This is a genomic window from Pseudomonas sp. KBN10P06128 (assembly GCF_037574945.1).
GTDB classification, from domain to species: Bacteria; Pseudomonadota; Gammaproteobacteria; order Pseudomonadales; family Pseudomonadaceae; genus Pseudomonas; species Pseudomonas aeruginosa.
This window is the reverse complement of sequence record NZ_JBBELR010000002.1, coordinates 21795-41761: the sequence shown is the minus strand read 5'-3', so window position 1 is coordinate 41761 and position 19967 is coordinate 21795. Positions and strand designations below refer to the sequence as shown.

21 protein-coding genes are annotated in these 19967 nt (G+C 60.0%); 19 read left to right on the top strand and 2 right to left on the bottom strand.

Annotated features, from left to right (window positions below; genetic code table 11):
• The 19 genes from VQ065_RS31915 (at position 1) to VQ065_RS31825 (ending at position 19143) form a co-directional block, all read left to right on the top strand.
• Complete coding sequence (locus VQ065_RS31915) at positions 1–228, top strand: hypothetical protein (RefSeq protein ID WP_033951589.1); 228 nt, start codon at positions 1–3, stop codon at positions 226–228.
• Between the two features lie 23 nt (positions 229–251).
• Positions 252–911, top strand: a complete 660-nt coding sequence (gene virB5 / locus VQ065_RS31910) for a P-type DNA transfer protein VirB5 (RefSeq protein ID WP_075116731.1) — start codon at positions 252–254, stop codon at positions 909–911.
• 359 nt (positions 912–1270) lie between these two features.
• Complete coding sequence (locus VQ065_RS31905) at positions 1271–2242, top strand: type IV secretion system protein (protein WP_121359441.1); 972 nt, start codon at positions 1271–1273, stop codon at positions 2240–2242.
• A 332-nt stretch (positions 2243–2574) separates the two neighbouring features.
• A complete protein-coding gene (locus tag VQ065_RS31900) occupies positions 2575–3390 on the top strand; it encodes a virB8 family protein (RefSeq protein WP_003142959.1) in 816 nt (271 codons plus the stop codon).
• On the top strand, positions 3387–4196 hold the full coding sequence (locus VQ065_RS31895) for a TrbG/VirB9 family P-type conjugative transfer protein (protein ID WP_178386430.1): 810 nt from the start codon (positions 3387–3389) through the stop codon (positions 4194–4196). Before VQ065_RS31900 ends, VQ065_RS31895 begins: the two co-directional genes overlap by 4 nt.
• The gene (locus VQ065_RS31890; RefSeq protein ID WP_149128423.1) at positions 4180–4443 is read left to right on the top strand and encodes a hypothetical protein; all 264 of its coding nucleotides are present in this window, start codon (positions 4180–4182) and stop codon (positions 4441–4443) included. Before VQ065_RS31895 ends, VQ065_RS31890 begins: the two co-directional genes overlap by 17 nt.
• The gene (locus VQ065_RS31885; RefSeq protein WP_075116732.1) at positions 4427–4735 is read left to right on the top strand and encodes a hypothetical protein; all 309 of its coding nucleotides are present in this window, start codon (positions 4427–4429) and stop codon (positions 4733–4735) included. The genes VQ065_RS31890 and VQ065_RS31885 overlap by 17 nt, the downstream gene beginning before the upstream one ends.
• Positions 4719–6071, top strand: coding sequence for a TrbI/VirB10 family protein (locus VQ065_RS31880; RefSeq protein WP_340080532.1), 1353 nt, complete (start codon positions 4719–4721; stop codon positions 6069–6071). The genes VQ065_RS31885 and VQ065_RS31880 overlap by 17 nt, the downstream gene beginning before the upstream one ends.
• 9 nt (positions 6072–6080) lie before the next feature.
• Entirely contained in the window at positions 6081–7115 is a 1035-nt protein-coding gene (gene virB11 / locus VQ065_RS31875) for a P-type DNA transfer ATPase VirB11 (RefSeq protein WP_033949712.1), read from the top strand.
• Between the two features lie 2 nt (positions 7116–7117).
• Positions 7118–7462: a hypothetical protein gene (locus tag VQ065_RS31870; RefSeq protein ID WP_073655371.1), complete on the top strand. Its 345-nt coding sequence runs from the start codon at positions 7118–7120 to the stop codon at positions 7460–7462.
• Positions 7463–7528: 66 nt separating this feature from the next.
• A complete protein-coding gene (locus VQ065_RS31865) occupies positions 7529–8164 on the top strand; it encodes a DUF6012 family protein (RefSeq protein WP_033980993.1) in 636 nt (211 codons plus the stop codon).
• Entirely contained in the window at positions 8157–9743 is a 1587-nt protein-coding gene (locus tag VQ065_RS31860; RefSeq protein WP_052156230.1) for a type IV secretory system conjugative DNA transfer family protein, read from the top strand. Before VQ065_RS31865 ends, VQ065_RS31860 begins: the two co-directional genes overlap by 8 nt.
• A 63-nt stretch (positions 9744–9806) precedes the next feature.
• Entirely contained in the window at positions 9807–12263 is a 2457-nt protein-coding gene (locus VQ065_RS31855; RefSeq protein ID WP_340080531.1) for a YadA family autotransporter adhesin, read from the top strand.
• A gap of 2 nt (positions 12264–12265) precedes the next feature.
• Complete coding sequence (locus VQ065_RS31850; protein WP_340080530.1) at positions 12266–12598, top strand: TrbM/KikA/MpfK family conjugal transfer protein; 333 nt, start codon at positions 12266–12268, stop codon at positions 12596–12598.
• Positions 12599–12701: 103 nt separating this feature from the next.
• Positions 12702–14465, top strand: coding sequence for a PcfJ domain-containing protein (locus VQ065_RS31845; RefSeq protein ID WP_052156231.1), 1764 nt, complete (start codon positions 12702–12704; stop codon positions 14463–14465).
• A 120-nt stretch (positions 14466–14585) separates the two neighbouring features.
• Entirely contained in the window at positions 14586–16781 is a 2196-nt protein-coding gene (locus tag VQ065_RS31840) for a type IA DNA topoisomerase (RefSeq protein ID WP_033995596.1), read from the top strand.
• Positions 16782–17284: 503 nt separating this feature from the next.
• The gene (locus VQ065_RS31835; RefSeq protein ID WP_033995781.1) at positions 17285–17830 is read left to right on the top strand and encodes a single-stranded DNA-binding protein; all 546 of its coding nucleotides are present in this window, start codon (positions 17285–17287) and stop codon (positions 17828–17830) included.
• A gap of 76 nt (positions 17831–17906) precedes the next feature.
• Entirely contained in the window at positions 17907–18662 is a 756-nt protein-coding gene (locus VQ065_RS31830; protein WP_033995779.1) for a nucleotide-binding protein, read from the top strand.
• Positions 18655–19143, top strand: coding sequence for a hypothetical protein (locus tag VQ065_RS31825; RefSeq protein ID WP_033995777.1), 489 nt, complete (start codon positions 18655–18657; stop codon positions 19141–19143). Before VQ065_RS31830 ends, VQ065_RS31825 begins: the two co-directional genes overlap by 8 nt.
• Positions 19144–19164: 21 nt before the next feature.
• On the opposite strand, the gene VQ065_RS31820 is transcribed toward VQ065_RS31825, so the two are convergent.
• Positions 19165–19563, bottom strand: coding sequence for a hypothetical protein (locus VQ065_RS31820; protein ID WP_126071766.1), 399 nt, complete (start codon positions 19561–19563; stop codon positions 19165–19167).
• Entirely contained in the window at positions 19560–19847 is a 288-nt protein-coding gene (locus tag VQ065_RS31815) for a hypothetical protein (RefSeq protein WP_126071765.1), read from the bottom strand. The genes VQ065_RS31820 and VQ065_RS31815 overlap by 4 nt, the downstream gene beginning before the upstream one ends.
• Positions 19848–19967: the final 120 nt, after the last annotated feature.

The window sequence follows — 19967 nt, the reverse complement described above, 5'->3', positions numbered from 1 at the left end:
ATGGCTAGCTACTTCGAGTACCCCGCTGAAGAGCAGGGCCGCCCGGTTCCGGTTCTGTTGAGTCTGCGTGAACTCAAGGCCTTGGAACTCGCTCTGGACGGTGACCCTATCGTCGAGTCCAGTCCCTGGAAAGAAGTGCTGACGGCGGCAACGCAACGGCTCATAGACGCGCTGATTGATCGGCGCATTGAGCTGGACCGGACGGTGAAGAGCCGTCTGGACTTCTGAAACATATCTGCAGGAAAAAGACGATGAAAAAGACCTTACTGGCGGCGGCGCTGGCCGCTGTGACGGTAACGGCTGCGCCGTTGATACAGGCCAGCGGTATCCCGACCTTGGATGCGGCCACGGTGTTGCAGCTGGGGATGAATGCCAAACAGCAGGCTGAAGAGGCGTTGAAGGCCCTCAACGAGGCTAAGCGCGGGATCGAGCAAGCCAGGCAGCAATATGAGCATTACAAGTCGCTCATCAATGGCAACGACAAGCTGGGCGGATTTCTAAACGATCCGACGTTGAACCAGGTACTGCCCCTGGGCGACTGGGCCGATGTGTACAGCAGCGCTCGCGATATGGCTAGTTTGCGGAACCGCTACGGTCTGGTATCAAGCGACAGCCGGGTGCAGGCCCAGTTCGACAAGCTGCTGGCCGTGACCGATGCCCTGGAACGCAACTACAAGGCCAGCAACCGGCGGGTGGAGAACGCCGCCCGGTTGCGGGAGCAGTTGGACCAGGTGCAGACGCCACAGCAGAAACAGGATCTGGAGCTGCGCTACCAGCAAGAGTTCCTGGAGCTACAGAACCAGCAGATGCGCCTTGCGAATATGAAAATGCTCACGGAGCAGAAAGAAAAGAACGACAACGAAAGGAAAGTCCAGAACTTCTTGGACTATCTGGACGGTAAGGGTTCCTAGGCTAGAGAGGGTCGGATTATGAAAAGTGGCATTCTTCTGAAAGTGGTTGCGTGTTTGGTGCTAGCTGCTCCTCTGGCGGGCTGCTTTGAACCGAGCGGAAAGAACTTCGAAGGGAAGTGGGTTCGTGAGGGGGACCATAGCTCTGATCCCCAGAAACTGGATATATCATGCTCCGGAGGGTATTGCGACTTCGTGATAGATATATGGGATTTTGGGGAAGGTAAACGGAAGCCTGAATTCTCTAGGCCGAAAATAAAAGAAGAAAGGGTATTGTCTTGGGAAGGACTCCCCCTGGCTGCTTATTTTGAAGATGGGAAAATTCATTACAATGGCCGAGTGTATATTCGGAGGGAATAAACATGGAGGACAACGTCTCACCTATCGTGATTGAGGTGGCCGGGCCTCTCTACACTTTCATCGACTCAGCCCTGCAAAGCATGATCATGGTCGGAATGGCCAAGGTCATGCTGGTCATGGGCGCAGTTTTTGGAAGTTTCTGGTTGGTGCACCTGATGATGCGGGCCATTCGATGGCTTTGGACGGGGTTGGATGTGCCGTTTCAAGAAGTATCGATTGAGCTGATCAAGATCTCCTTTTTGATTTCGATTGCGTTTAGCGTCGGAACATATTGGAACTGGGTGGTTCCGGTTGTACAGGGGCTTCCACTATGGATGGCGAAGACTTTATCGGGGAGTAGTGATATTTTTACTAATCAGGTTGATGCGCTGATTAGTGATTTTTTCACTGCCGTGAAGCGTCTTGTATATGAAATGGACTTCAATCCATTTAGTGCGGCACTCTCGGTTGTATTTATATCGTTCCTCACGGTTCTATATATGCTATTGGGCGGTATTCCATTCCTGCTGATCGCAGTTGGCACCTTAGTAACATTGAAGGTTAGCGCTACTGTGATACTGGTGGTGGGGCCGCTGTTCATTGCCTTCTCGATCTTCCCGCAGACCCGGCAGTGGTTCTGGGGGTGGGTCGGGGTACTGGGTGGGTTCATGCTGGCACAGGTGCTGTTCTCTGTGATCCTCGGATTGGAAATGCGGTTCATTAATGAACACGTGATCCGTGACGGCAATATTCCTAACACGTTGCAGGCTGCTATCTCGATACTGGTCTACTTCTCGGCGTTTACAGCTATTGCACTGGAGATCCCGAACTACGCGGCCACCATCATGGCAGGGGCGCCGACCTCAGCGGGTGGAGGGCTTGGTGGTCTAGTCAAACGTGGATTGGGTCTGCACCCGGCGATGCGGATGGCTAAAGGAGTAGCAGGGGCTGGGCGCAGACTTCTGTCGAGGGCCCGAGGAAACAGAATCAGCTGATAGCCAAGACGCTGGCGGTCAATCTGAATTCAGATGCCAGCTCCAACCGCGCACTTCCTTCAAACCGGCGTTCTGCCGGGTGATTTCTGAGCCGGATCGGCTCACTCAGACGCACAGAAAACAGGTGAATGACATGACCAAGCTCTTTTGGGGCGGGCTGCTTTGTGCTGCCTGCCTGTCGGGGTGCAGCTCGCCCCCTGAACTTTCCCAGCCAACGGGATCGTGGGTGGACCTGAATCCACCGGCGGTGAAGGCAAAAGCACAGACAAGCAAGCCCGCGACTACCCCGCCGGCGGCACGGGTTTCGACACTGGAAGGCTCGGGAGGTCGAGATGTTAAAGGGGCGCAGTAAGCAACGTTTCAAGGCGCTGGCCGAGCGCGAACAACAGTTGGAGGCTCAGCCGTTGGTGGGGGAGGCCTCACGCGAAGCGAGCCTGGCTCTGAAGGCGTACACAGACGCGGCACGCTGGTTCGAAAGCTCGGTGGCCAAGCAGGAGCGGAGCAAGGCGAGGACCTGGCGGGCGATCGCAATCGTGTTCGGCCTGCTGGCCTTCATGGCGGTGGGCGCGGTGCTGGGGTTGACGCCGCTGAAGACAGTGGAGGCTTTCCTGGTACGGGTCGACAACAACACCGGGTTCACCGACGTTGTGCCGGTGATGAAAGACCGAACTGGCGGCGGCGATGAGCAGGACACACAAGATGAGTTCTGGCTGGCTACCTATGTGCGTTTCCGCGAGAGCTACAGCTTCGCCGGCGCCGACGTGAACTACGGCATGGTCCGGCTGCTGTCGTACTCGGGAGCGTTCGCCGAGTACCGGAACTTCCAGTTGTCGAGTAAGGGGTACACCCAGGTGCTGGGGGATAACCGGCAGCTGCGCGTGGACATCAACAATATCGTGTTCCTGGATGCCGATGGCTCGCTGCCCGGCAGCACGAAGAAGTTCCGAACCGCTCAGGTTCGCTTCACGAAGACAGTCCTTGATCGCAACGGTGTGCCGGTCCTGGGCATGGCTCCGGTGACTTGGCTGGGCACGATCAGTTTCGACTACGGCAACGCGCCGAAGACCCGCAAACAGCGCTGGCTGAACCCCCTGGGCTTTGGCGTGGCGGCATATTCGGTGGCACAAGAAGTTGGAGGTTCGCAATGAAGCAGCTGAAGAAGCCGCTGTGTGCGGCGATCCTCGGGGCGTGGGTCAGCTTTGCCGGGGTGCCGGCCGGCGCAGAGGTCATGGGTGGTGGGTCTCCTTTCGACGCGCGTATCCAGACCGCGCTGTACTCGCCGGAAAACGTCTACCGAGTTCAGTCGGTAGTGGGACGGTCCTCGCTCATCCAGCTTGGGCAGGGCGAGACCGTCAACGGTGACACTGGCCTGATCGTCAGTGGAGATCCTGGCGCCTGGACCATCGGTGTGAACCAGGCGGGCAATCTTGTGGCGATCAAGCCTATGTCTGACCAGGACCCGGACACCAACCTGATCATCAACACCAACCGCCGCGTATACGTCTTGGAACTGCGCCTGGCCCAGCGCGTGGCGGACATGACGTACCTGCTGCGCTTTCGCTACCCGGAACCACCGAAGCCCACCGCCGGCCGCAACCTCAACGCCGACCCTTGCGCGGGCACGTTCCAGAACCGTCGCTACCAGAAGCGCGGCGACATGGAGCTGTCGCCGTCGGAAGCCTGGGACAACGGCATGCTGACGTGCTTCCGCTTCAGCTCGGCCATGCCACGGCCGGTGGTTTATCGCGTTCTGCCGGACGGAACCGAAACCCTGACGAACTGGCACCAGGTACACAACATCGTCGTCGTCCACGGGATCAGCGACGAATACCGCTTCCGACTGAACCGGCAGGTACTGGCTGTGCGTACGCGGCACCAGGGCGGCGGTTTCTACAACTACGACGGCACCACCACGGGAGAGGTGCGGGAGGTGAAACATGCAACGGAACAGTAACGGAATGCTGGACGTGCTGTGCATCGAACTCTTGGTCGTGTGCCTGCACATGGTTCTGGTTCTCCTGATCCTGTTCGCGCTCAATCAATGGGGGCTGCTCGTTCGAGAGTTGGCGAGATCCGCGATGGTGTTTGTGCTCCTTTCTGATGTGGGGATTCTTGGGATGCTCGGCTTTACCTGCTTAGTACGAGCGGTAATCAGCCTGTCGAGTGCTATGAAGGAGATCAAGTATGAAACCGAGCATTGAAGATTTCAAAAAATGGGAATTGCAATTAAGGCCCGTTGGGTGGGTTTTGTCCGGTCTCAGCTTTGCCCTGGCTCTGTGGCTTTCCTTGTCCATTGTCGAGGACATGGCGGCATTGCTAAGCCCAGGTGGTGAGGGCTGGTGGCAAGCCGGGGCGGTCTTGTGGTCGATAGTCGTTACCGCTTTGGTGGTCTTCCCGGTGCTGTTCGGTGGCAGCGAGATCGACCGACTGATCGCGGAGGTGAAGAAGGAAGAAGCGGCAGGGAAGGAGGACGAGAATGACCTCCAACACTGAACCGCTCGACCCGAAAGACCACCAGGCCGACGACCAGGTGCAGGGGGCTGATGCAGCGGCAGAAGCGTCGACTCAGGCGCGCGGGGCGTTTGACCTGCGCAAGGGCAAGATCAAGCGTGAGGGACGGAGCGGTCTCTACGTGGGAATCGGAGTGCTCGTTCTTGTAGTGGTGGCGATTATCGTTGCCGGCTGGATGTGGGTTATCTCGGAAATGCGTTCAGACACCAGCGATATCGACGAGAGCCAGGTCAAGGCTGATGCAACGCTGGAAGTCCAGGAACAGGACGATGCCACGATGCAGCGGATCAAAGAGCAGAAGCTCCGGGAAATGGAAGAGGCGCAACGGAGGGCCGCCGCGGAGGCTGAAGCGGCAAGGACACCGGCGGCGGAGGCACCGGCGGAGCACGTCGAGCGAGGTAGCACCTCTACCTCTGCTACTCCGGCTGGTTCGACGACCACGGCCAGCAATCAGGATGTACCGCCGAGCCCTCTGGAGCGGAAGCTTGCGGGTGGGGTTGTGGTGCAAGCCCAGGTTGCCAGTGGCTCGGCCTACAACGCCTCCTCGACCGCCGGATCCAGCTCAGGTGCAGGACGACCAGCAGCGGGCGCCGGCACGCCGCCGACAGCCTTGGACCTGATGGGACAAGGGCAAGCCGACTCAGGAAGCGGTGGCGTGGCTTTGGATACGGATACGAACAGTGGACGGGCACGCCTGGACCAATTGGGCGGTACTACCTTCGTTCCGAGCAAAGCTGTCCTGGCTCCGCCGGGCAAGTACCTTGTGCGGCACAACACGTACACCACTTGCGTGCTGTACACAGCGATCGTTACGAACTACCCGAGCCTGCCCGAATGCCGCCTCACAGAGCCGTTGCTTTCGGCGGATGGGTCGACGGTGATCGCAGAAGCCGGGGACCGGCTGACCGGAGAGCAGCGAATCGAGGTTAAGCCAGGCCAAACCACTGTTTTCACGGCCTGGACCGAGCTGGAAACCGCCTCTGGAGTACGCGCACGACTGGACAGCTTGGGGGCTGGGCCGATGGGGGCCAGCGGCACCGAGGCCTACATCGACAAGCACTTGGCCGACCGCTTCATGGGCGCGGTGATGTTGTCGGTGTTCAAGGATGGCATGCAGATCCTGGTCAACCGCTCGCAGAAGAACAACTCCGATGGCTACACGGTGAACAACACCGAAAGCAGCGTCGAGAACATGGCTGATCGGGCTCTGGAGAACAGCATCAACATTCCGCCAACTGCCTACATCCTGCCGGGCACTGTCATGACCGTAGTGGTTGCCCGCGATATCGACTTTTCCACGGTCTTCGAGAACCGATAAGGAGGCTTCATGAGTGCTGAAGAGAAAACGGGGTATGGACTCGATGCTTCGACCCTGGCGCGCGATTTCCTGAACAAGGCCGGCATCAGTGAGCGGCTGGACAGGCCTGGCGTCAGTGAAGTGGCGATCAACCGTCCCGGCGAGATCTGGACCGAAGGTGTAGACGGGTGGCAACGCGAAGATGCGCCGTGGCTGACGTTTGACCTCTGTCGGCAGGTCGCGAACGCGTTGGCGGCCTACAGCCACCGCCACCTTTCGGCAGAGACGCCCATCCACACCGTCGAGCTACCAAACGGCGAGCGCTGCCAGATCGTGATGCCTCCTGCATGCGAGAAGGGCACGATATCGCTCACGGTGCGCAAGCCATCCCTCGACCGATTCAGCCTGCAGGACTACATCGACAGCGGCCGGTTCGACCAGGCGCAGTCGGTGGCGACTTCGACTGTCGAGCTTGCGGACTGGCAACGTGAGTTGAAGGAACTGCACGCGGCCGGGGCCTGGAGCGAGTTCTTTGCCCTGGCGATACAGCACCGGCTGAACATCATCATCTTCGGCGGCCCCGGGTCGGGAAAGACCACCCTCGGCAAAGCCCTGGTGGACCTGTTCCCCCGTGACCGGCGGTTGATCACCATCGAGGAGATCAACGAGATGAAGTTGCCGTTCCACGCCAACCACGTCCACCTGCTGTACGGTGCGACGGTGACGGCCAAGGAGCTGGTGGCGAGCTGTCTGCGGATGAAGCCCGACCACTTGTTCCTGGCCGAGCTGACGGGCGATGAAGCCTGGCACTTCATGGAGATCCTCAACACCGGCAACCCCGGCACGGTAACCACGGCGCACGCCAACGACAGTGTGTCGGGCTATGCCCGGGTCGGAGGCCTGGTGAAGCAGTCCGCGGTCGGCCAGGGCCTGGACATGGCCTACATCGAACGCCAAGTGCGGATCAGCTTCGACGTCGTGGTCTACATGGAACGGACCCACATCCTTGAAGTGCATTACGAGCCGGAGGCCAAACTGGCCCTGCTCAACCAAGGGAGGGCCTGATCGTGTGGTGGAAGGTGGTGCTGCTGGTCCTGGTCCTGATGCTGCTGTTCTTCATCGGCGGGCTGTATGCCGGTGGTGCACTGTTCCTCTGGCTGACCGATGCGAACCCGGGGGATGTGGGGCTCACCACGTTATTCGTGGCTTCGAAGCTGCCCCTGTCCGATCCTCGACTGCTCTATGTGCCGTGGTCCTGGTGCGTAACGGCAGCGCTGACGTTCCTGCCGGTAGGGGTCACGTTGCTGGCCTTCATGAGCCGCTTTTCAACGAAACAGTCGTTGCACGGCGACGCGCGGTTCGCCAACGAACGCGAGCTGCGCCTGTTCGAGTACCGCGGCGAGTACCAGTAGGCGCCTGCAGGCGCTTCACAACTTCGTCTTTTCCCGCTTGCCGGGATCCTCCTTCGGAGAAAAATCATGCTGATTCACATCGCTCCTAGGCTCTTAGTGCCTAGGTCCTTCCCTTCTGCCTGCGATTTAGTTGACGTGCAGGTGAAAGAGTTCGGTCTACTGCTTGCCGGTGGGCACGACGTAGTGGCCCGCCAGCCATTTCCCAATAAGCGCTACTACGTGGCTTGCCGGAACAAAGGCCGTAAGGCAACGAACGGGTTGCTGATCGACGTGCCGGGCCAGGTGCCGTACTTCACTGTCATCACCCGCTGGAAGATCGCCGGCGAGATTGTTGTGCAGCATCGGGTGGAATACGTCGTGCTCGATGATGAGTTCGATGCGGTCACGGACTACCCCGTGTTGTGGAACGGGTTGTGCTTCGAGATGGGTGACTTCCCGAACCGTGTCACCGACGTGCTGTTGCAGCAAGCAAAGGAGCGAGGTTGTCCTCTTGGGTTGTCTTACCCTCGGGCGACCTTCGATCCACCGTCGTTCGACGACAGGACCCGCAGGCCTGTGTCGCCGGTCGAAATTTGCGAGCAGTTCCGCATGCCGACTATCGAACCCGGTCGGCTGCTGCCTCGGGATAACGATATCCAGAGTCGCTTGCCGTCGCGGGAGTTGGCTTTCGTCGTGAGGGCCGAGGAGGTCAACTATGGCTAGCGCGGCAGGGGTGCCACAGTACAGTCCTTCCCGGCCGCAGCGGCGAATCACTCAGTATCCCCCGCTGTTGCTCGGCAAGCATCCGCGCAAAGACGCGTTCCTGGCGACCTACGGGCAGACGTTCGTCATGCTTGCCGCTCCCCCAGGGAGCGGCAAGGGTGTGGGGATCGTCATTCCGAACTTGCTCAGCTACCCGGATTCGGTCGTGGTTAACGATCCGAAGTTCGAGAACTGGGATACGACGGCGGGCTTCCGCGCAGCGATGGGGCAGAAAGTTTTCCGATTCTCACCGGAACGTCTGGAGACCCACCGTTGGAACCCGCTGTCGGGCCTGCGCCGGGATCCGCTGTACCGGTTGGGGGACATTCGCAGCCTGGCCAGCGTGCTGTTCGTGTCGGACAACCCGAAAAACCAAGAGTGGTACAACAAGGCCGCGAACGTGTTCGGCGCCCTGGTGCTGTACCTGATGGAAACGCCAGAGCTGCCCTGCACTCTGCCGCAGCTCTACGAGCTGGCTTCGTTGGGGACCGGCCTGGGGCAGTGGGCGCAGCAAGTCATCAGCGATCGATCCGACGGGGAAAACGCGCTTTCAGAGGAATGCCGGCGTGAGCTGTACAGCGTCTATGTCGCCTCGCAGAACAAGTCCTCGGGCTGGTCGACTACGAGCGACATTGTGCGCGACGTGCTGGCCATATACGGCGAGAAGACGGTTGCGTGGGCTCTTTCGGGCGATGACATCGACTTCTCCAAGCCCCGGGAAGAGAAGACCAGCGTCTATTTCTGCGTGACGAGTAACGCGCTGAAGAAATTCGCGCCGCTGATGAACCTGTTCTTCTCGCAAGCGATCAACGAGAACTCAAAGGTGTTACCCGAGCAGGGCGGGCACTGTGCCGATGGCTCGCTGCGCTTGAAGCACCAGTTGCTGTTCTTGATCGATGAAATCGCCGTGATGGGGCGGATGGAGGTAATGGAAACAGCGCCGGCGCTGATGCGTGGTGCAGGTCTGCGCTTCTTGATCATCTTTCAGAGCAAAGACCAGCTCCGGGCCGAACGTACATACGGCCGCGAGGGGGGCGACGGGATCATGAAGGCGTTCCACGCCGAGATCGTCTATACGCCGAACGATATCGAACTCGCTACCGAGTACAGCAAGCGGCTGGGCAACACCACTGTTCGAGTCGCGAATGATTCAGTGAACTACGGCGACAAGCGCACCAGGGGGCGCAGCTACAGCGAGCAAGCCCGCCCGCTCATGCTGCCGCAGGAAGTCAACGAGCTGCCATATGACGAGGAACTGATCTTCATCGGGGCGACGAAGGAACACCCGTCGCTGAGCATTCGGGCCCGGAAAATTTTCTGGTACGAAGAGCCGGTGTTCCAGGAACGGGCCAACATGCCCCCGCCGGCGCTGCCGACAGCAGACTTGGAGAAACTCAAGAACATCACCGTTCCGGTTCGGATCGAGGAGAAGACTGCCGCGGTGGTGGCACCGCATGACGAACAGATAAAAGCGGAACAACAGAAGCGCACTTCCAAAAGTGCACAGCAGAAAAGCACTTCCAAAAACTCGCAGCAGTAAGCGCACACCGTCGCAGTTCGCAAGGGCTGTATCAGCAACACACTTATTTGAAAGGAAAACTCTATGTGCAGGCGCGTTAATCGTGCGGCGGCACTCTATTGCCGTTCGAAAAAACACTTCATCACGGGCGTCGCCCTGATGGTTACCGCAACAGGCGTGGCTCACGCTGCGAATACGGTTGACTCCAGGTTCACGAACACCATTGTCACTGGCGACGGGAACAGCGTAACCGGCAACCGCGATACCCACTTTTCGGGCGCGACCTCGGCCAATGACCAGGTGATCGTTGGTAACCACAACACCCTGAACAACACTATGTCGTCGGAGATCATTGGCAACTACAACACCGTCACCAACAGCGATATCGCAGTTAAAGGCGAGAGCAACACAGTCTCTAACGCATATGGCCAACTGGTCGGGGACTCGAACAAGATCGATGCGGCGAACGGGACAACAACGGTTATTGGCTCCAGCAACAACGTCACCGGGCAGAGCAACACGGCTGTTGGCAACGGTCATACGATGACGGGCCGGGGATCCGTTGCGATCGGTGAGGCAACCACGACGACGGCCAGCAACAGCGTCACCCTCGGCACAGGGTCTAGCAACAACCGGGACAACACCGTGTCTGTCGGCGCCGCCGGCGCCGAACGACAGATCACCAACGTTGCCGGAGGATCCGCGCGGACCGATGCATCGAATCTCGGCCAGGTCCAGGACGGTGACGCCGCGACCCTGGCCGCGGCGAAGGGCTACACCGACACCCAGGTGAGCGCAGAGGCGCAGAAGCGGGCAGACGAGGATAACCGGGTTCTCAGCACGGCCACGAACCACACGAACCAGGCTGTCGCCAACGAAGCGCAAACACGCGGACAAGAGGACGCACGCGTCCTCGGCGAGGCGATCGATCATGCGAATCAGCAAGTGGCGGCCGAGGCTCAAGCCCGCCACGCCGGCGATGCTGCAACCTTGGCGAGCGCGAACAACCACACTGACAGCGCGATCAAGACTGAAGCGAAAGCCCGGGAAGATGGTGACGCGACGACGCTGAAAACTGCCCAGGACCACACCAACAGCCGTGTTGACGCCGAGGCTCAGGCGCGGGCGGATGGCGACGCTGCGACATTGGCCAGCGCGAAGGACCACACCAACCAGCGTGTCGACGCCGAGGCCCAGGCACGGGCGGAAGGTGACGCCGCGACGTTGGCCAGCGCGAAGGACCACACCAACAGCCGTGTCGACGCCGAGGCTCAGGCGCGGGCGGATGGTGACGCTGCGACGTTGGCCAGCGCGAAGGACCACACCAACCAGCGTGTCGACGCCGAGGCCCAGGCGCGGGCGGATGGTGACGCCGCGACGTTGGCCAGCGCGAAGGACCACACCAACAGCCGTGTCGACGCCGAGGCTCAGGCGCGGGCGGATGGTGACGCCGCGACGTTGGCCAGCGCGAAGGACCACACCAACAGCCGTGTCGACGCCGAGGCTCAGGCGCGGGCGGATGGTGACGCTGCGACGTTGGCCAGCGCGAAGGACCATACCAACCAGCGTGTCGATGCCGAGGCTCAGGCGCGGGCGGATGGTGACGCTGCGACGTTGGCCAGCGCGAAGGACCACACCAACCAGCGTGTCGACGCCGAGGCCCAGGCGCGGGCGGATGGTGACGCCGCGACGTTGGCCAGCGCGAAGGACCACACCAACAGCCGTGTCGACGCCGAGGCTCAGGCGCGGGCGGATGGTGACGCCGCGACGTTGGCCAGCGCGAAGGACCATACCAACCAGCGTGTCGATGCCGAGGCCCAGGCGCGGGCGGATGGTGACGCCGCGACGTTGGCCAGCGCCAAGAGCCATACTGAGGATTACTCGGTCGCGCGCGGAGTAGAGGCCGGGGACGGCTCGGTCGCTGTAGGCAAAGGATCGAGCGCGACCGCTGCAGGATCCGTTGCGCTCGGTGCGGGGTCGGTTGCCGATCGCGCGAACACCGTGTCTGTCGGCGCCGCCGGCGGCGAGCGGCAGATCACGAACGTTCGTGCCGGCACGGCCGCCACCGACGCCGTGAATCTCTCGCAGATGCAGGCCGCTGACTTGCAGACGCTCAACAGCGCAAACCAGTACACAGACAGCCGGGAAGTGGCAATCCGGCAGGACATGTACGCCGGCGACGTGAACACGCTGAACAGTGCGAATCACTACACCGACCAGCGCATCGATGCACTCGACAACTCGTTCAACGATGCACTCGCCGGCGCCTACAACTATGTCCGCAAAGAGAACCAGCAGATGCGGCAGGAGTACCGTGCGATCGGCGCGCTGGCCATGGCCACCGCGGCGATAGGCATTGGGCCAAAAGATCTCGGCCGCTCGCAGTTCGGTTTCGGCATGGGGACGGTGCAGAGCGCGTCGGCGATGGCCATCGGCTTGAACCACTACGTGAACGACTCGACCGTGGTCACGTTCCGCGGCGCTATCGGGACCAGCAAAGCGGTGTCGGGCGCGTCGTTCGGCGTCGTGAAAGGATGGTGACCATGAAAAAGTTACTGGTAACGCTGACCCTCGCGGGAGCAGTGGGACTCTCCTCGGGGGCCCAGGCGATGAGCGCCTGCGAAGTGGCGTTGTGCATGTACGGCAAGACGACCGGCAACAGTGGGGGCAGTGAGTGTCGGGCGGCGGAGAAGAAGTTCTTCAGCATCCAGGTCAGGAAGAAGGGCAAGTTCAAATCGAACCCGACGTTCGAGAAGCGCAAGCAGTACCTGAACGGTTGTTCCGAGGCTGACCCCGATGCAGCTGCTCGTGCACTCGGCGCTGACCCGGCCGCGAAGTCGAAGATCCTCAACAAGTACGGCCGCGTCCCCGGCTGATTCGTTCTACGTCGTTCACTCCCCTGGACCGCTTCATCGGTAGCCCTCGCGGCGTACCGCGGGGACGGCTGCGCGTTGGTCGGCCAGGGGAAGGAGGTGCTGAATGTTGTTAAGGGAGGTGGCGGCGGTCAGGGGTGGTCCGAGGGTGGAGGCTGCCGCGCGTGAAGCGTTTGGACGTGCCGACTTGGCGAAGGTTTACCGCCAGGCGAAGGACCTCATCATCACGCACAAGCTGTTCCGCCTGGTGCGGTATGCGGAGCTGGAGGGCGTTCGGCAACTGACGATCAGCAATCTATGGCGCATCGAGCGTTATGCCGACGGGGCGATCCGGATCCTGGAACACGATCTGGTTCATGACGCGTGGGTAGAGGTGGAGGATTTAGCGGGCTGGCCGGAAGTGCCGTTCTTTCCGGTCCGAGAGACCCGAACGCTCGATTGGTGGCGGGAGATTGCGCGCAAGGCGATTTGGAAGGCGCTGAACGCAGCGGGGTATGCCGAGTTGCCGCAGTATCGCCGCCTGGTGACTAGATGGGTGGAGGTCAAAGGTTCGCCGTTTCCAGTGCCGGCACCCGGGCAGCAGGAAATGTCGGCCGCGCACATGGCCTACCGAATGATTGAGCGCTACATCGGCAAACAAGTGAAAGTGAAAGGGAAAGGGAAGACGGGCGTGTACCGGTGGAAGGGCGGGCTGTTGGAATCGAAATCGATGCAGGCCGGTGCCCGGGCGTTGCGCGCGGGCTTCTTCGAACACATCCTCGATGGCGAGGTGTTGTCGGCGATGCGGGTCATCGACTATCGGAACTGCTCTTTCACCCGTTACCTGAGCTATGCGCGGTGGCGGGAGGGGCTGCTCAAGGTCGCTCGGGAACACCGAAACCTGCTGCCACTGCTACGTCGCATCAATCCGGAGCAGTGGACGCGAAACAACTTGTTCTCGCGCAAGCTGTGGGTGCGCGGGGGGCGCCGATTCACGGCGCTAGACCGGCGGCCTGTCCGCCCTGCTTGGGGCGCGGGTATCGAGGGTGACGACTACTGGCGGGTATGCAGTTTCGACGACGGCGCCGCGTGGCGCTGGTTGAGCCGGGCCAGCAGCGTGGTGGTGAAGGAATGGCGAGGAGGACGAGCGATCGTTACCCACTTGGCGCTGGCCAAGGTCAGTGTCCGGGTACCGGTGTGCGCGTATGTCCACGTGCTTCGAGCGGCAGAACGCCGTCAGGAAAGCATCGAGCGTTATGCCGGCAGCTATCCGGGGCAGTTGCAACAGCTCTTGCGGGTCTATCTGATCCACTGCGCGATGCTCTGGAAGGAGCAAGGCCACGGTTACGTGCGGGGCTGGTTGCGCAGCGAGGCCGGCAATGTGTCGAACATGCTCGATTACCTGATGAATGAAGGGTTCGATCGTGGGCAGCCAGAGCGCAATGCGACCTGGCCGGCGTTGTTGCGGCGTTCCGAGGACTGGCACAAACGCATCGCTATTGAGCACCTGGAGGGCGAAAAGGGCTTGCAGTGGTCGTCGTTGCTGGGCGAGACGGTCATCGAGGGGATCGTGTTCACCCCGCTGAACAACAGCCGGGCCTTGGCGGAGGAGGGTTACGAGATGGGCCACTGTGTTGGCTCGTATGACGGGCATTGCGCCAAGGGGGCGTACCAGGTGTACGCGGTACGGGAGCCGGACGGCAGGCGTTCCACACTCGGGTTCAGGGTCATCAAGGGGCACGCCCGGTGGGATCAGCATGAGGGGGGGCGGCATGGACGCGTATCGACCACCGCCTTGCGGGCTGGCAAGCAATTGGTGCGTGCCTACGCCGAGGCGCTGGCCGAGGGAAGCGAAGCGAGCCAGGCGGAACAAGCGGTAGCGGAAATCTGAACTCAGATTTCCATCAGCATTTTTCACATCACAAACCATTTCCTTACGCGCCGGCGGGCCAGTTGGCTTGCCGCGGATGCGGCTGTCCGTCGTGCGCGGAAGGGTGGGCAAGGAGGTTATATGCGGTTGTTCATTGCGGAGAAACCCCAGCTCGGGCAAGTCATCGCCGAGGCGCTGGGCGGCGGTCAACGTCGAGGCGGCAGTATCCAGTGTGGTCAGGACGTGGTGACCTGGTGCGTTGGGCACTTGCTCGAACTGGCCCCGCCGGAAGTGCACAACCCGGCATACGCGAAGTGGAATGCGGAGGATTTGCCGATGAAGCTGCGGCCGGTGAAATATCAGCCAATTCCTGGAACAGCTGACCAGTTGAATGTGGTCGGCCAGCTGATCGCCCAGGCCGATGAGATCGTGCATGCCGGGGATCCAGATGAAGAGGGACAGTTGCTGGTGGACGAGGTGTTGGCCTACTTCGGCAACAGTCGACCGGTGAAGCGGATCCTGATCAACGACCTGAACGCCGCCGCGGCACGGAAGGCGCTGGGTAATCTACGCGACAACAGCGAGTTCCTTGGGCTGTCGTTGCGAGGCCAGGCGCGGAGCATCGCAGACCAGCTTTACGGCTTCAACATGACGCGGGCGTACAGCCTGGCGGTTCAGGCGCGGGGGGGCCGAGGAGTGTTGTCGGTGGGGCGGGTGCAGACGCCGATCCTGGGCCTGATCGTGAGTCGATATCTCGCACACACGGCTCACAAGGGCTCTTTCTACTACAACGTATCGGCAGCGCTGGACTTTAAGGGGCGGATCCGGGGGCGCCTGCTGGTCGCGGATGACGCGCCGACTGACGAAAAGGGGCGGATCCTCGAAGAGAGTTATGCCAACAGCATCGCGAACGCGTGTCGCGGCCAGCCGGGCCTAGTCGTGTCGGTCGTCCAGGAAGAGAAATCGCAGGTCGCACCGTTGCCATTTTCGCTGCTGGACCTGCAGGCGCAGATGAGCCGTGAACATGGGATCAATGCGGAAAAGACCTTGGCGATCACCCAAGTGCTGCGCGAGAAGCACAAGGCGATCACGTACAACCGCTCGGACTGCAACTACTTGTCCACCGAGCAGCATGCCGAGGCGCCGGGAACGCTGGCGGCGCTATCGCAAGCACTACCGGAGCTGCGGACGACCTTCGAGCAGCTTGACCCAGGACGTAAGGGACGGGCTTTCAACGATTCGAAGGTGTCGGCGCATACCGCGATCATCCCGACCGCGGTAGTGGTGGACATGAAGGCGCTGAGCGCCGACGAGCAAGCGGTCTACCTGGCGATCGTCAGGCAGTACCTGGTGCAGTTCATGAGCGAGAAGCGGTATTTGGCCGTGAAGGCGCTGTTTGATGTGCAGGGTCATGTGTTTGAGGCCAGCGCGACCAAGACTACAGCGCCGGGCTGGACCCAGTTGCTGCGCGAGGTAGCCGATGAGGCGAGCCAGGCCGGCGAAGAGGATGAGGGCGAGGGCGAGGTGGAGGCTACGCAGTTCGAGGAACTGTCGGCTCTCGCTGGAGGGGAGCAAGGCCATTGCCTGGATGTATCGGTTTCCAAGGCGAAGACCAAGCCGTTACCGCTGTATACCGAGGCGACCTTGCTGAAAGACCTGAAGCAGGTGGCCAAATACGTGCAGGATCCTCGCATCAAGGCGCTGCTGCTGGACCGCGACGATGGCAAGGCTGGAGAGCGTGGCGGCATCGGCACCCCTGCCACCCGGGCGGCGATGTTGGGCAAGCTGCAGGAGCGCGGTTTCTACACGATCGAGAAGAAGAAGCTGGTTCCGACGGCCCTCGGAGTGGCCTTCATCCAGGCGCTACCGCGGATCGCAACGACCCCCGACATGACGGCGCTGTGGCATGAGCAGCAGGTGATGATCGAGCGTGGCGAGCTGTCCGTCGATGCCTTCCTGGACGAGCTGGAGGCCTTCATCGGTGAGCAGATCAGCACGATCGATCTCGGCGACATGCCCATTGCCGGACGTGCTGGGGTCGAGCCGCTGGCGGCGCGCTGCCCCATGTGCGGTGGCGAGCTGGTAAGGACGGCAAAGGTGGTGGGGTGCAAGGGGTGCGAGTTTCGCATGTACCCGAGCATCGCTGGGAAAGAGCTGACCACCAGTCACCTCGAAAGCCTACTCAGCAAGGGCAAGACCAGCTTGATCAAAGGCTTCAAGAACAAAGAGGGCAAGGCCTTCGACGCCGCCCTGCGCCTCGATGGCCAAGGAAAGGTTGCGTTCGATTTTCCGAAGACCAGCAAGGCCAGCAAGACCAACGGGAAGCGTTACGCGTAACGCTCTGCCCTCCCCCCCCCCCTCAAAAACATCAGCAACCGCGTCAGGTGCCGCGCCCCCGGCTCGGCGGGTCGGCTTCATCGACCCGCTGAACGGAGGCACGGGCGCAGCGAACACTTGACGCCAACTGGAAAGAAACAGCCTTCGACCGGGAGCAAGGGCAGCTTCATCGCCCATGCTCCCGAGTCCTCGACGGCGAGAGCGGGTAGTAGGGCAGAGCCCTACGACTTTGGGACTTCATCCATGAAACAGGACCGTATCAAGGGGTGCCCGGTATGCCACCAACGACCAACCGTCAGGACTCTGCCTGGCGGCGCAGGAGATCTCACGCACTCGATTGAATGCCGGGTGCAGGAGTGTCGCATGGCAATGGTGAGCGGCCATTCCCTCGAAGAAGTTGTGGCCGAGTGGAACAACGATGACAGCTGGGCGCGATTGGGGGCTGATGCAGGACAGACCCATGCGCGCCCTTTCTATCGATTTGAACGAGAGAGGTAATACAGATGGCACGTGGAGTTAACAAAGTGATCCTGGTTGGCAACGTCGGTGGTGACCCGGAAACCCGCTACATGCCCAACGGCAATGCGGTGACCAACATCACCCTCGCCACCAGCGAGAGCTGGAAGGACAAGCAGACCGGCCAGCAACAGGAGCGCACCGAATGGCACCGCGTGGTGTTCTTCGGCCGCCTGGCGGAGATCGCCGGCGAGTACCTGCGCAAGGGTTCCCAGGTCTACGTCGAAGGCAGCCTGCGCACCCGCAAGTGGCAGGGCCAGGACGGTCAGGATCGCTACACCACCGAGATCGTGGTCGACATCAACGGCAACATGCAGTTGCTTGGCGGTAGGCCTGGCGGAAGTGCAGGCGACAGCGCGGACGACAACGTTACGGGTAACGCTGCTGCGCCGACGGAGGCTCCCGCCGGCGGCAAAGGAAAGGGGAAAGGCAAGGCGTCAGGAGGGACTTACGACAAGGGCAAAGGAAAGACCTCCCCTCCGCCGCCGCCTGCCCAGGACAACGACAGCTTCGACGACGACATTCCGTTCTAGCGGTCACCTTGGCGAAAACTGAATAACTTCAACTGTGCGGCGGCTAAGGTCGCCGTTATTTATAGTGGATTATCCAATGAAAAATACTTCTCATCTTGTTCTTCAAGGTAAGGGCGGCGTCGGCAAGTCTTTTAGCGCTAGCGCTTTGGCGCAGTACTTTATCGAGCGCGGATATAACGTGGCATGTGCTGATACTGATCCGGTGAACAGTTCGTTCTACCAATTCGCGGCGCTTAATGTCAGCTTGCTAAAGATCATGGAAGGTGGTGTGATTTCTCAAAAGCTCTTTGATCCGCTGTTTGAAGAGCTTTTATCCACGGATGATGTTTGCATCGTTGATAACGGCGCATCTACTTTCATTCCGATGCTCAAGTTCATCAGTGACAACTGTATGTTGTCGGCGCTCCAGGATGCAGGTAAGCAGCTATATATCCACACTGTTATTACGGCTGGCCAAGCGAAGGATGATACTTTTAATGGCCTGGAGCGTCTCATTGAAATGATACGCGCCGAGCAAAGTAACACTAAAGTGGTGGTCTGGCAGAATGAATTTTGGGGAGTTCCCGTTTTTGATGGGAAGCCACTTGATAAGACAGAGCTGATCTTGGGCAATTCAGACATAATCCAAGGAATATGTCCTGTCATTGACAGGAACAGCGACGCCTTCACGGCAGACATTCGTAATGTTCTAGAGGCACATTTGACGTTACAGGAGGTTAAGCAGTCCGAGGACTTCGGAGTTATTGCGAAGAGCCGAATTTGCCGAGTGTATAACGATATCTTCACCGAGCTGGACAAGGTATTCGGCAGGGAGGTGATCGACGATGAGTGAACGCCAGGCGGATGTGCTGGACGAGGTTCGCAAGCGGGCCCTAGCTGAACTGAATATAAAGGTGTCCCGAGAGGACCCAATATTCAGCGTAGTGTTTGCTACTGAGGCAGTGCTTGAACGGATGACGGAGCCGCTGGTGCTCGCGGTGAAGCAGATACCTGGTGAAATGGGGATCAGCATTGAGAAAATCGCGAGCGCCGTCGAAGATGCCGAGCAGACTGTTGAGCGATTGGTTGAGGAGGGGAAAACCGCCCTTGTCGAAGTGCGAGATACCGAGGCCAAGAAACTGGTGAAAGTGGTTCGGGAAAGCCTGGAGGGGAGCAAAGGTGTCAGCCACACCAAGTTCTCTATCGTGATGGCCCTGTGTTTCTTCTTTGCTTCAACCACATTGGGGGTTGGTGGGTACTCATACTTCGCGGTGAAGGATGCGATGAAGGACGCCAACTACTGGTACACCCAATATAAGGCATCCAAGAAGTGAAGATAGCGCCTCTAGGAGGCGCTATTCCTTTTTACCGTAGAGCTTTTCTTTGTTGGGTACCGAGTCCCATTCGAAGGTGTTTCTTCGGATTGGTGCGTTAGGGTCAACCTTTCCCTGGCCAAACCGGAAGCCTGTACTTGCTGCCGGAGCTTCAACGGGTGCTGCTGGAAGGTGTTTACTCCCTTTCATATGAGTTTTGCGCTTTCTCGCTCGATACATCATCGAGGCCAGAAGCGCGGGAGTAATCCCGTTCTCGGACTCTTTGGAGAGAATCCCGGCGATCAGTGCATGGGAGTAGCCATAGGTCCGAAGGCTTTCCAGCAACGGCAGGTTGTTGTTGATGGCTTTCTGCTTACTGATCGAGCAGCGTAGGGCCTGAATGACAGGCTCCAAGATGGTTGGGAGGTCTTCGTCTTTCACAGTGGTTTCTCCGGTTCAGGCTCGTGCAGGGGGGCTTCGAGTGGCGTGCTGCACGTTGACTTAACCCGGCGCTTACGAATGCGGTGAAGGCTATTTTCGAACGTGGCGAAGCTCATGGTGAAACCATCGTCGAGAAGGGCTTTATGCACAGCCTTCCTGCTAACGCCCGCTTTCAGTGCCCGCTCAACATCATCAAAGACCTCGTTCAGGCGGGCTGTCTGAGATCGATTGGCGGTGCCGGAGGAGAGAGCACGGAGGGTTTCTTGCAGGCTGGATCGGCTCATTGTCTATCACCTGTCTATGAACTGTCCGTTGTATGCCATGAATCGGCAGGTAATGTCTAGATTGCAGGATGTAATGATTTGAGAGTGTCTATGCAATGCCATGTTCTGCCTACTGTATGT